The sequence below is a fragment of the Nosocomiicoccus sp. HMSC067E10 genome (assembly GCF_001810835.1).
Taxonomy (GTDB): domain Bacteria; phylum Bacillota; class Bacilli; order Staphylococcales; family Salinicoccaceae; genus Nosocomiicoccus; species Nosocomiicoccus ampullae_A.
In genome coordinates this window covers 1-12,859 of record NZ_KV802780.1, presented here as the reverse complement: position 1 = coordinate 12,859, position 12,859 = coordinate 1, and the positions used below count along the sequence as shown (strand labels likewise).

Sequence of the window (12,859 nt, the reverse complement as noted above, 5' to 3'; positions counted from 1 at the left end):
GAAAACGTTTTTATAGATTCATATTAAAAATCACCTCTATTTTCATAGAGGTGATTCCATATTATTATCCGTTAATTTTGATTTTAAAAATAAATGCTTTGTCTGTCGTTTCAACTTTATATTGCTTATTGTAATTATCTAATAAACTACTCACGATATATAACCCGAGCCCATTACTCGTCTTCTTGTTGATATCAAATTTCACATCAAATATCCCGTCAGTATTTAGCGCTTTAACATTTTTATACGTATTTTCGATAAAGAACCATTCATTACCGACACCGATATTAATCTCACCGTGATCGTCGGTATATTTGACTGCGTTACTCACTAAGTTTGACATAATCATTGTTAACGCCTGATGGTTAATATATATCGTCTCGTCTTCTACTCGATTACTAATTGTAATATTTTTTTGCTTTGAAATAACACGATATTTATCTAAAACGTTTTGTAAGACGTCGTTAATTAGAATTTCCGCTTCATCTTCCTTTAAATGATCGACAGATGACAACGATAAAATTTGCGTGATGTTTTGTGAAAGTTCATCTGTAATTTCAATACAATTCGCGATATATTTATCTCTATCTTTGTATTTCCCGATGTTATACTGCATGTTCTCGAGTATAATTTTAAGACTTGCGAGTGGTGTTTTTAACTCATGAGATGCGCCTCTATAAAAGTCATACTTTAACGCTTCTAATTTTAAAATTTCTTTGTTTTTAACTTCTAAATCGTCTATCGACTGTAGTAGCGTAAAATACAATTCGTTAATTTGTCTTTTTAAATCTCCGATTTCATCGTTTGACGTAACTGCTAACGATGCACTTTTATCGAGCAACATCATATCGTCTGTGACAGATTTTATTTCTTCGATATTATTTTTAATAAATTTTGCATAAACGAGCGCAACGATAACAGATACGATTAATGATAACAGTAGTGAATACGGTAGAAATTTAAAGCTTAAATCTCTCGCATCCTTTTGCATATCTGCTGTTGATATAAACTGAACGTCTAGATTTTCACCACTATTTAAAGTAATTGTACGCTCTTCGATGATAAGTGAGTTATTACTACTCGTCGGATCGATGCCAACGTCTTTGTTAATCTCTACAGCATTGTTATTGTGATTACCTTTTAAAGCGACTTTAATTTCACTATTCTCCGAATAGAAATTTAATGATTCTTGGACATAGTAGAGTGACTGGCCATTTAAATTCTCTGATATTTCGTCTGCTTTACGATAAATTTCATCTTTTCTACTTTCTAAATATGGTTTTGGGAAAATTAAAAAGACAAATAGATGAATGAGTAGCGTAACGACTAATAGAACTGAAAAGATTTGTATAAACATTTTAGGAAATATCTTCATAAAGTTATTGTCTCTCCAGTCTATAGCCGACATTACGTATTGTTTTAATACAGTCGAGCTGTAGTTTCTTTCGTAACTCTTTAATGTACACATCAATCACGCGGTCATAGGGGGCGTCGTCGGTATCTTTCCATACGTTATCTAATATTTGCGACCGCGTTAATGCATTACCTTCATTGATGAGTAAACACTTTAATATCTCTAATTCTTTCGGATTCACGTCAACTGGCTCACCGTTCACTGTCGCTGTGTAACTTGTGAAGTTCACTTCTGTATCACGATACTCAAAACTTTCTACGTTACTATAATGTTTTTTAATGAGCGCATCGACTCTTACTTTTAATACAGGTAAGGAGAATGGTTTTTCGATATAGCCATCTGCAAAGTGCGTAAACGCATCGATTTTATACGCTTCATCGTTAAAAGCTGTTAACATCAAGACCGGTAGCGTACTCTTTTTTCTAATCTCTTTTAACACATCTAAACCGTTCATGACTGGTAGTTGTATGTCTAGAATAACGAGCTTTATATCACGGTTAAATAATTCTAGCGCTACTCCACCATCTTCAGCTTCTATCACAGTGTAGCCAAATTCAGATAAATACTCCGCGATGCCTTCTCTTATTATTTTGTCATCTTCAACAATGAGTACTTTCATATGATCTCCTTACCTAATACTTGTATTCTCTTATTTCGTATCTATAAGCAACTCTTTCGGATTCTTTTTAAGAATATTTATAGAAGCAATGATGACTGATACGAGTAAAACGATAGACATAAAGATTACGACGTAAACGATTGATTCAGTTAATATATTAACATCTAAATGCGTTAAAGTTCTATTAAATCCATCGACTTCCGCACCGCCACCTAACTGACTAGATGATGATTGTGACTCGATTTGTTTTTGGATATCGCCAGATACTTTGCTTAAGATTTTTTCACCGAATATTTGAGCTGTGTATTTTGCGATAATCGTTGAGGCAATAAATGCAGGGATTGATATAAATATCACTTCAAAAATAAGTTGCATTAGTATTTGACCTTTAGAAATCCCTAACGATAATAGTATCGCAATTTCTTTTCTTCTGGCGTTCATCCATAAGAATAATAGTAATGACACGATGACACCAGCAAATATAAGTGAACCGATAAACAACGTGTTCGCAATGCTGCTAATATTTGAGATTGACTCTTCTAACGCTGGGAAGTTTGACGTACTCTTAACTAAACTATACATACTCCAGTTGATGTCGAGTTTTTCAAGATCTTTAACGACCGTTTCTAAACTCGTATCCCCTTTAACAAAGAATGTCGCATCTTGATATACTGCAGTGTCTTCAGTATTTCCGTACACTTTAGCTGCTGTATTTAAATCTGTCATAATCGTGTTTTGATATAACTCTTGTGGTGATGTTACTGGTCCGTTGTTCTCTCCATCAAACAATCCGATGATTTCCGCTTCTACAGTTTCATCAGCGCCTTTTTCGTTATCCGCATCATACACGTTCGACTTGATTATAATTGTATCTCCAACTTTTAGATTATTCTTTTCAGCGAGTTCTTTATGAAGGATGACTTTACTCACGTCTCCGTCTTTTAAATGCTCACCTTCAACAAGTTTATAACTTTCAGATACAAATTTAGTTTCTTTAGATGAATCATTTACCCCTGTTAACATGACTGTACGCTTAAAGTATTTTGCACGGTCACTCGACGGATCGACTTTTGTTTCAGGCGTTTCGATAATATCATGGTCTGCTAAGTCTGCTACACTGTTAATTCTTTTAACGTAGTGATCGATACTTTTTACTTCTGATATCTTCTTAATATCTTCGCCTTTAATATTACCCCCACCTCTAGGTGTACCTGGGTTCACTTGTCGGTTAATTTCCATAATAAAACTATTCATGACGTTTCCAAACGTCTCTTCAGATGCTTTTTCAGTAGAATCTTTAATAGATAAACCAATTAAAGATAGTGTCGTCATTATTAAAATGACACTCATTATAATTAAACTTTTTAATTTCTTTCTCGTCACATAGTGAAAGGCGTTTTTTATCATTTTCTTACCTCCCTATCGACAAGTTGAAGTGTTTTTTGTTTCAGTTCTAATACGACGTCTGCTGCTTTTGCGACCTCTCTACTATGTGTAACAACGATGACACACTTATCTCTTTTGATTGCGAGTTCTTTTAGTACTTCGATAATATCTAACGCTGTATTGTCATCTAAGTTCCCAGTTGGTTCATCTGCTAATATTATCGGAGCTTTCGATACTAGCGCACGTGCAATCGCTACACGTTGTTGCTGACCACCTGAAAGTTTCAATACGTTTCTTTTCACTTCATTTGGACCAAGACCGAGCGCTAATAATATATCTGGCGACGCTTCTTTGTTCACTAAACGAATGTTTTCAAGTGGGGATAAATAATCGATTAAATTATAATTTTGAAACACTAACGATATATGGTCTTTTCTATGCTTTGTGTACCCGGCATTTTTAATATCTTCACCGTCAAATAGTATTTGTCCAGCTGTCGGTTCATCTAGCCCAGCAAGAAGTGATAGTAACGTCGATTTACCAGATCCTGATTTACCGACAATTGCGTAAAATTTACCTTTCTCAAATGTTTCAGTTACATTCGATAATACTTTTCCTTTACCGCTTTTATATTGATACGATACGTTTTTTATCTCTAATATGCTCATAATAATCTCCTAACTAATTTTTGATAATAGCTCTTTTGGCGTTTTAACGAGAATCATTAACGATGCGATAACTATAGATATCACGATAATGACAACGAGTAATCCATAACTCATTACAAATGTAGATAACTGATACGTCATTTCTATTTGTAGTTCACTCTGTACTAACTGATTCTCAATAATTTTCCCTACAACAAAATAGCTAAAGATAAACGACAACACGAGTGCCGGTATAGATATAATAAAAAGTTCTGCTAAAAACTGCATAATAACTTTAAACTTACTAACACCAATCGAAAGTAAAATCGCAATTTCGTAAATGCGTTCTCTGATAAAGAATGTGAGTACGAGTGACAACACTAAAACTCCACCGACTAATATCGAATACGCCATAAGCTTAATCATGTCATTTATACTTCCGTAAGATTCAATCACATCTTTAAATGGATCGTTTTTTTCTTCAAAGTAAAACTCTGCACTAAGCACACTCGACTTTTCTAACGTTTCTTTTAACTTTGCTGGTTCTTTTGTGAACATCTCTAATTCGTTCACTATATGATCATCCTCTAGGCCAAGTGCACGCTGACTTGTTTTGTAATTCATAAACACTGTGTTTTCACTAAAATCAGATGTTAAACCTGTATATTGTTCTTGTTTTTTACCAGAGAAAATCCCTTTAATTTTGAACGTGTATGGTTCATGTGCTTTCTCACTGTTCGTTTCAAACATTTCTAACTGAATCTCATCATTCACTTTTAAGTTGTTTTCTTTCGCAAGAGCTTCGTGGATTAAAATACCATTCTCATCGTTCTCTTTTAAATTTTCACCCGCTTCAATAGTAAACGCACCACTTTGGAATAACTCATGACGTTTCACATCCTGAACCGCTTCAAAAGCGAGCACCTTTCTAAACTCACTCGGTAAATCCTCTCGCATCACCGTCTGAGCCCCTTCAATCACTTTTAAACCTTTAGGTTTCGCAAGCCCTTTATATTTAGAAACAATCTTTTGATCACCCTCAACAGAGTCAAACTCCGAACGTAAAAAGTCACCGCCGTCTTTTTTCATCACCACTAGAGAAGAGCGAGAAGACTTCTCAAGCGACGACTTCAATTGATTTGTCGTATATAAAAAATTAAAACAAGAAAATAAACATGAGAGAACGACCGCTAAAATTAAAAGCAAAATCAACGTCCGTCTCATCTTTCTCGTAACATACACCCATGCATTCCTTAACATCACAAACCTCCTTCAAACTTTTACAAGTTTATAATACAACCCATTTATAAAACGTATATGAAATGAAAAATAAAATTTTGGAAATAAAAAAGCACTCTCCTAAAATGGAAAGTGCTTGATTAAGCTTTATAAATGTATATCTTTGTATATTTAATTTTATAAATCAGAGTACTAATCAAAAAATTAAATTTATTTTCTTACATCAATTAATTCGAAACGTTCACAAACAAGTAGCATGTCTTCTGAAAACTCATGGCCAATTGCATTGAGCTCTTTTTTAAAGAATTTCTCATGCTCATCCCACCAATATTGGTAAGTTCTATCTCCTTCGCCTTCTGCAATCGCAAATTCTTCACTGACCTCATTCATTGGAGTTATAGTCACTTCAACTGTTTTGATAATTGCTACGGGCTGATTTTCACTGTTCAAAATAATGCTGTAATCCTCTGTTGTAGGCAGAGGTTCGTTTTCAATTTCATACAATATATATGCTGAACAAGTTGCGGTTTTAATACCATCTACTACTAACTGTGCAAGAGTGTCAGGAGCATCCCCAAATTGCCATGCACTCACTGATTTAGGCTGTTCTTGATTTTTCCAATAATCATTCCAATATTCTTCACTTACTTTATTCATGATAGACCACTCTTCTCATAAAATAATATTCATTGTAATTAAATTTAATTATATATACTATGATAAAAAGTCACAATGATGTAAATTTAAATAGCTAATTCATTAAGGAGAACTAAAATTGGACATTAAATTAAAGTGGGTATTGCTTATAATTATAGCAATTTTATTACTCACATTATTTATTTATAAAGTAAACAGTCCTTCTACTTAAACATTCACTTCATCCAATGGACGTGAAGGTGAATACATGATTTACCCGGTGAGTAATTCTAAAGGCATACTATTATGGTTACATGGTGACGGTGCTTTTGAATATCAGAATCCAAAGTCAAAAGAGTATTTAGAAGGTTCAAAAGGGATTAAACATGTGGCAAAAGATAAAAATTTAACTCTAGTCGTTCCTAAAACACCTTCAACAAAATATGATACGTGGTGGGAAGAAGGAGATCTTAATTCAGATTATCTTATTGAATTAATTCAGTCTCTTCCGCACCATGATAATCTTTGGATAGGTGGATTTTCAGGTGGTGCCGAAATCACATCTTACTGGCTAATCGAAAAGCTTCAAAAAGTAGATATTAAAGAAGGAGGCGCAGTTCTTTTTGGAGGCGGCGGTTCTCCAAAAGTTGAAAATATAAGTGAGCGTATTCCAAAAGATGAAATTATACCGGGCGACTTCCCTATTTATTGGATTGTCGGAGAACATGATACTGGCGACAGCAAAGAACATCCTTTTGACGCTTTAACTGCAAGTAAGGAAGGAGAAGAATTTTATAGAGAAAACGGTTGGGAAACACATATTACTATCTTAGATAATTACGGCCATTTATTAACCAAAAATAATGAAGTAAAATATGGCGAATTTCTTGATGAAATAATACCAGAACGTTAAGTAAAAACAAGCACTCCTCGATTCCTCGAGAAGTGCTTTTAAATTTCATATGAATACAAATTGCTATGCAATTTGTGTACTGGACTTGTAAGCAAACAAGTTTGCCACTTTTCCACCTAGATTAACTTTGCATAAAAATATTTGAACATCGACAAACCGTCACTATGAAAATTAATTTGTAACACTAATGTGAATTAACTGTTTATATAATCATAAAATATACTTAATTAGTGATTTCTTCAATATAGATAAGACCATCGAATTGTTCTCTAGGGTTCCTATAAAACCTTCGTCGTAAGCATTGTATCTATTATTTAATAGCTTATGTTGTTCTAGATTTATAAATAATGGACTTTCCTGATAATAAGAAAGTTGTGCTTCTAAAAATTTTTCATCAGTTATTTTTTCTAAATCTTCATTGTTTAAATAAATTGAAGAAAAGTTTTCAGCACTGTTAAAATACGTCCCAATAACAAAGGTTTTTAAATTAGATTGATTTAATAAGTAACCTAAAGAATAATGATCAGTAGGTCTAGATATTTGTCCTTCTTCGCTAGGAATATTTATTTTCCCAGGATTTTTTAAGGCATGCCAATTATGAACCCATACTATTACCTTATTTCCTTCTTTAACTAAGTTATTTATTTTTTCATACATGCCTATTCCTCTGCGTGAAAAATAATCTTGATTAGGATTAGTAATCTTTAAACCTGTTAAATATTCTTTAGATAAAGGGTTCTGTAGCACATCAATTCTGTGATTTATAAATTTTTTTGAATGAGGGTCCAAATCTTCATAACTGCTACTATTTTTAAGGTTTTTATAAAAATTAAGATAACTATCAACTTCGTCGTAATCAATATATTCTTCATCATTAAAAATCATTCTACTAGTGAATTCTCTAAGTTTAATTTCTTTATTTTTAAAGTCCTCTGCATTCTCTATATTACTCTTTTTTATATCTTGGTAAATATTTTCTAACAAATGTGTATTATCTGTTGTTTGATTATAAACAGTAGGTACCCAATCTATACCTTCTACAGATAGTTCATTATTCCAATGTTTTTTAAAGAGACTCGAAAAATTGGGTTGTCTATATTTTTCCATAACACTTTCATTTCTGACTATATCTAAATTACTCTCATCATAGAAATTTAAATAATATTCCAATTCTGCACTAGACGTTTCTAAACCAACAACATTATAGTCACCGTCTTTTGTTAATTGTGTTATTAATTTTATAAATATCTCGTCTATGTCTGAAGATGCATGAGTTGGTTCTGCGAGCACGATTACCTCATAATCTTCTATAGTATCAACTATATTAGAAAGGTCAGAGTCTAAATTATAAACTCCATTCTCTTCATTAGATGCACATCCTAATAGAAATATAGGAAAAATAAATATCAATAAATATCTCATTTGTTTTTTAATATATGTCATAAAATACCTCCTTCACTTAATCCTTGTAAACGTTTACTTTTATATTGTATAATACATTTTAACATTTATCACATATTTCTGATTTTTTAGTAATTAAATTAATATGATATAATTATTATAAGGAGGGATTAAAATGCAACTAAGTAAATTTGACATTCTAATATCTTCAATATACTTCATTGTAATATTATTCTTTTTTATATTTGGATACTTTACATTTAAGATTTTTATAATCACTACCGTCATTTATTTCATTATTAGTTTTTCTATCTCTCTAATACGTGGTGAAAGAGATTATGATTAGCGATATGAACAATTTGGTAGCACATTAATGAAAGCACTGTCTTATTTTATTTCTTATTTATTGATTATAATTTTTATGCAAAATAATTCTTCGTCCAGCGGTTAGTTTTATAGAATGAGATAGAATTTATAAACGTCAGTATTTGAATGGTAGCTAACGAAACAAACACTCCAATAATTTGGTCTTCAAACATTTTTGGCATAATTAGTAATGTAAGTATCACAATTATATACATATTAGAAATGATGAGGTACATACTTCCTTTAGCATCGCCTGATCCAGCATTAACTAAAATAAATATCATTGCAATTGTACCAAGCATCCAAGGCACAATGTATACATTAATAAAAGTTCTAAAATAGTGTATGTCTAGTCCTGAAAACAGTTGTAAATCTGTTACATTCACGATTACTACAATTAGAATTGAAACAATTCCTGTATACACTAGTAGGACCGTAATCATCTTTCTGATTAAAACCTTTAAATTGCTAATTTCATTTTTTGCTTTATATTCTGGTACAAGTGGTATGACACTTGCTGAGAAGTTCTGCGCAAATATTCCTACAATCATAAATATATAACTAGCCATTGCGTATACATTAAAAGCTGTATCAGGATACATAGATAAAATAACTAGATATAAAAATGCTGAAAAGTTAAATGTAAATCCATTAAAAATCTGCGAGAAGATAAAGCTTCCATTCTCTTTAATAAGTTTAAAATTAATTTTAAATTGAAATCTATCTTGAGTTGTAAATAGACTCAATCTATCTTTATAAATTATCATATAAAATAAATAACTTAGCATAATAAAATTTGAGATTACAGTACCCCATGCGATTGCATTCAATTCGTTAAATTCTAACTTTTTAAAGAACATCACAACTAATGGAGATATAACAATATTTGATATAATGAGTATAGTTAAACCTAAGTAAATCAGCTTTAATTTATTGAAATATCTCGGTAAAAGTATTAAAAAATTAGCTAAACTCAAAATTATAAATCCAATCAACATTGGAATTACATATTGTTGTGCATAAGATAGTATCTCATCATTCACTTGAAATACTTTTCCGATCAATGGAAGACATATAATTCCTAATATACTCATAACAATACCGATTATAATATTACTATTAAATAATGTATTAAAAGCATTCACTGACTTACTATACTGTGCCTCATGAAATTTTTGTGACATATATATAACTAAAGCAGAAGTAAAACCAACTCCAATTCCTTCTACTAGTAAAAGATAAGAAAATACGATACGAATAGCAGAAATAGCTTGTACATCATCGATGAATATCTTACTCCACATAAGATCTATCATAACAATTAAAATTTCTACTACTCCGATAATAGTGAAGGGTAATGAGTATTTAACAATCTTTTTCCAAGAATGATTCATAATATTCCTCCTAAGATTTATGATTACCACAATTTTAAATTTTTTTAGAAGTAATATTTTATGAATCATATTTTTTAAAAAATGTAATATATTTAATGCTAGGTGTGATATAATGGAAAATTTAATAAAATTTTTAAGAGAATCTAGAGATCTATCAAAAAGTGATGTTTATAAAGGAATTATGAGTGAGTATACATATACGAATATCGAAAACGATATTGATAATGCTAATTTTTATAGTTTAATTATGATTTTAGATCGACTAAACATTCCATTTTCTGAGTTCGCTTATTTATATTCTAAGTCAAAAGATATTCCTAATTTTTTTGATGATTTAAATAATGAATTAAGCAATCGTATAGTGGTTATTGATGAATTTATTAATAATCATCCTTATCTAACAGATTTTCAAATAGATATTCTACATAGCCTAGCTACACTTTATGAAGGTACAGCTCAAGAACAAGAAAAGTATAGAAAGATTATTTGGAACTCAATTCAGAATAGAGAAAACTTATTGCCAAATGACATTGTTTTATTAAGTTATATATTCTTTTTATTTAAAGATGAACAACAAGCTTATATCATTAACGAGATAGAAGAAAAAATGAATTTATGGGAAGATTATTACGGCATATCTAAAACAATATCTTTATTTTATTATCATCTTGGCACTCTTTACAATTTAGTACATAAGGATACGGAAACAGCGATAAAATATTATAATATCGCAATTAATAAAGGCGTAAAACATCAATCACCATACCCAACCGCAAGAGCAATGATAGATTTAGGAAATATCACTTCTAATGAAGACTTAAAAACTAAAGGTAATACCATATTGTCCGTATTCCATCCTGAAATGCTAGATATGTTATAACAAAAAACAAGCACTCCTCGATTTCTCGAGAAGTGCTTAATTTTTTCTATTTCATATGTCATATATAATATCAGGAATAATCAATAAATCCATATCTCATCAAATATCATAATGATTTTAATACAGTAAATATGAGTTATTGGACACGTGCGGAAATGAAATTTTCTTTGCTATAACACAGTATAAAGACTACTTAAACAATCGCGCACAGTAGGTAGTGTAATAATTTCTACAGATAAGTTTAAAGAATTATAAGATACTCAAAAATATTACACTTTTAGCGAGATTGATAAAAACATTTTAAAGCATATTAGTAAAGAATTATCACGATATTTTACTGATTTAAAAATTAAATCGAATGAACGTTGCAATTCAATAATAGCTTATGAATTTACATTTAAACCAGAAAGAGTCGGTGCTTGAATTGAAAATAAATATAAAAGATAGAAAAAAGCTAGATCTACCGCCTATAAATTGGGTAAAAGACGAATCTTAACTATTTAACTCTAAAATAAAAACAAATATACTGTTCTTAGAATCAAGTAAATAATTAAAAAAGATATAACAGATTTTACTTGTGCTTTATTATCATTCTTTTTCATTTTAAATATGCCAAAAATTATTAGTAAGGGAATTACTATATAACCGATTAGAATATCGTTAAGAAAGAAATCCAAAATTTAATCAGTCCTTACATTTTAAAGTTATTGATATATACTATGTTTTGAGTTTTCTTATTTCTATACTAACATAATTCATATACTTGTATAAGGTTAATAATCCATCATAAAAATGGTGCTAAAGTAACACCTGCAGGGCTAGCAGCTATATATGTTCATATGAACTACACATGTATTAAAGAAACAAATTCAAAATATAGTGTATACTAATTAATCTTAACTAAAGGATGATTAGCATTTTAGAAATTTTTTTCAATAATTTATTGTTTTGGTTCTTATGGTTACCACTCATATTCTCCATTTCAATTATTATAGTTTACAAAAAAGAAAATAAAAGTTTTATAAAACCACTATTAATATTTTTAATCGCATATTACATCGCTAGAACAATAATTTATATTATATAATTTTTATTTTTCGTTTCGCCTTTCCCTAAATCCATATCTCATCAAATATCTATAACCTCTCCTGTATTTCCTGTACCTATAGATATACGGTTCCATGTATTGACTTGATTTACAAGCATTATAAAATCTACATACTCTTTCTCTGACAAATATTTTCTCATCTTTGAATACTCTTCATCAGAAATAGAATACTCTGAGATTAGCGTTAATTTTTTAGCAAATAATAGTAACGCTCTTTCTTCTTCATTGAAGTTCTCGTTATCTATATCTAAATTCAAAATCGACTCTATATGTTTCTTCTCAACTTTCTTTTTTGATGCCTCTTTATAGTGCATCTCTATACAGTAAGAACATCCACTTAAAACAGAAACATATAGTTTCACTAGAGAGACCATTTTTCGATCTATCTTTATTTTATTGACATATTTCTCTTGTAACATGATATTTTCCATTCCAACTGGAGATACTTTGAAATAGTTCACTCGATTATCCATATTCATAAAACTAGCAGCTTTTACTAAACTTTTAGATATAATTTTATTCATTATACTCTCTCCTAATTGCAACATTTGTAGAACTTTTGATTATATAGTAAATTACATATAACATAAGCTCAACACTTTGTAATGAAGTTCAACATAATACGGTTTTTGTTGCACGGGAGTGAAATAGTAATGAAGATGTCTAATCATCCATCAGTAATCCAATCACAGCAATGGATATATGAAAGTTTGATAAAACTTATGCAAGAAAAGTCATTTAATAGTATTTCCATAGGCGAAATCACAAAACTTGCGGATCTAGATAGAACAACTTTTTATAGAAACTTTGACTCAAAAGAAGATATTTTGAATGGAAGATTTTATAATCAACCTAG

At 30.5% G+C, this 12,859-nt stretch carries 12 protein-coding genes and 1 pseudogene; 4 read left to right on the top strand and 9 right to left on the bottom strand.

What is annotated here, in order from left to right:
- Positions 1-64: 64 nt before the first annotated feature.
- From HMPREF2767_RS07980 to HMPREF2767_RS07955, 6 genes are all read right to left on the bottom strand, one after another.
- Complete coding sequence (locus HMPREF2767_RS07980) at positions 65-1,375, bottom strand: sensor histidine kinase (RefSeq protein ID WP_070623794.1); 1,311 nt, start codon at positions 1,373-1,375, stop codon at positions 65-67.
- A gap of 4 nt (positions 1,376-1,379) precedes the next feature.
- Positions 1,380-2,033, bottom strand: coding sequence for a response regulator transcription factor (locus HMPREF2767_RS07975; protein ID WP_070623791.1), 654 nt, complete (start codon positions 2,031-2,033; stop codon positions 1,380-1,382).
- 30 nt (positions 2,034-2,063) lie between these two features.
- Entirely contained in the window at positions 2,064-3,440 is a 1,377-nt protein-coding gene (locus HMPREF2767_RS07970; RefSeq protein ID WP_070623788.1) for an ABC transporter permease, read from the bottom strand.
- Complete coding sequence (locus tag HMPREF2767_RS07965) at positions 3,437-4,087, bottom strand: ABC transporter ATP-binding protein (RefSeq protein ID WP_070623786.1); 651 nt, start codon at positions 4,085-4,087, stop codon at positions 3,437-3,439. Before HMPREF2767_RS07965 ends, HMPREF2767_RS07970 begins: the two co-directional genes overlap by 4 nt.
- A gap of 9 nt (positions 4,088-4,096) precedes the next feature.
- Positions 4,097-5,326, bottom strand: a complete 1,230-nt coding sequence (locus tag HMPREF2767_RS07960; RefSeq protein WP_070623782.1) for an ABC transporter permease — start codon at positions 5,324-5,326, stop codon at positions 4,097-4,099.
- Positions 5,327-5,515: 189 nt separating this feature from the next.
- Positions 5,516-5,962, bottom strand: coding sequence for an ASCH domain-containing protein (locus HMPREF2767_RS07955; RefSeq protein WP_070623780.1), 447 nt, complete (start codon positions 5,960-5,962; stop codon positions 5,516-5,518).
- A 259-nt stretch (positions 5,963-6,221) separates the two neighbouring features.
- Between HMPREF2767_RS07955 and HMPREF2767_RS07950 the strand changes: the two genes are divergently transcribed.
- Positions 6,222-6,854: a hypothetical protein gene (locus tag HMPREF2767_RS07950; RefSeq protein WP_246828784.1), complete on the top strand. Its 633-nt coding sequence runs from the start codon at positions 6,222-6,224 to the stop codon at positions 6,852-6,854.
- A gap of 210 nt (positions 6,855-7,064) precedes the next feature.
- Here the strand turns inward: HMPREF2767_RS07950 and HMPREF2767_RS07945 are convergent, their stop codons facing one another.
- Both HMPREF2767_RS07945 and HMPREF2767_RS07940 read right to left on the bottom strand, forming a co-directional pair.
- Positions 7,065-8,297 (bottom strand): TraB/GumN family protein, encoded by a 1,233-nt coding sequence (locus HMPREF2767_RS07945; RefSeq protein ID WP_070623774.1) that lies wholly within the window; start codon positions 8,295-8,297, stop codon positions 7,065-7,067.
- A 377-nt stretch (positions 8,298-8,674) separates the two neighbouring features.
- Positions 8,675-10,015, bottom strand: coding sequence for an MATE family efflux transporter (locus tag HMPREF2767_RS07940; RefSeq protein WP_070623771.1), 1,341 nt, complete (start codon positions 10,013-10,015; stop codon positions 8,675-8,677).
- A gap of 112 nt (positions 10,016-10,127) precedes the next feature.
- Here HMPREF2767_RS07940 and HMPREF2767_RS07935 point away from each other — a divergent pair, with 112 nt between their 5' ends.
- Together HMPREF2767_RS07935 and HMPREF2767_RS08955 are read left to right on the top strand one after the other, a co-directional pair.
- Complete coding sequence (locus HMPREF2767_RS07935) at positions 10,128-10,895, top strand: helix-turn-helix domain-containing protein (protein WP_070623768.1); 768 nt, start codon at positions 10,128-10,130, stop codon at positions 10,893-10,895.
- A 273-nt stretch (positions 10,896-11,168) separates the two neighbouring features.
- Positions 11,169-11,318 (top strand): annotated as a pseudogene (locus tag HMPREF2767_RS08955) (replication initiation protein); the annotation flags it as partial.
- A gap of 705 nt (positions 11,319-12,023) precedes the next feature.
- On the opposite strand, the gene HMPREF2767_RS07930 reads toward HMPREF2767_RS08955, so the two are convergent.
- Positions 12,024-12,527, bottom strand: a complete 504-nt coding sequence (locus tag HMPREF2767_RS07930; RefSeq protein WP_168162133.1) for a carboxymuconolactone decarboxylase family protein — start codon at positions 12,525-12,527, stop codon at positions 12,024-12,026.
- A gap of 129 nt (positions 12,528-12,656) precedes the next feature.
- Between HMPREF2767_RS07930 and HMPREF2767_RS07925 the strand changes: the two genes are divergently transcribed.
- Positions 12,657-12,859, top strand: a 203-nt coding sequence (locus tag HMPREF2767_RS07925; RefSeq protein ID WP_148129013.1) for a TetR/AcrR family transcriptional regulator, incomplete at its 3' end; no start/stop codon positions are given.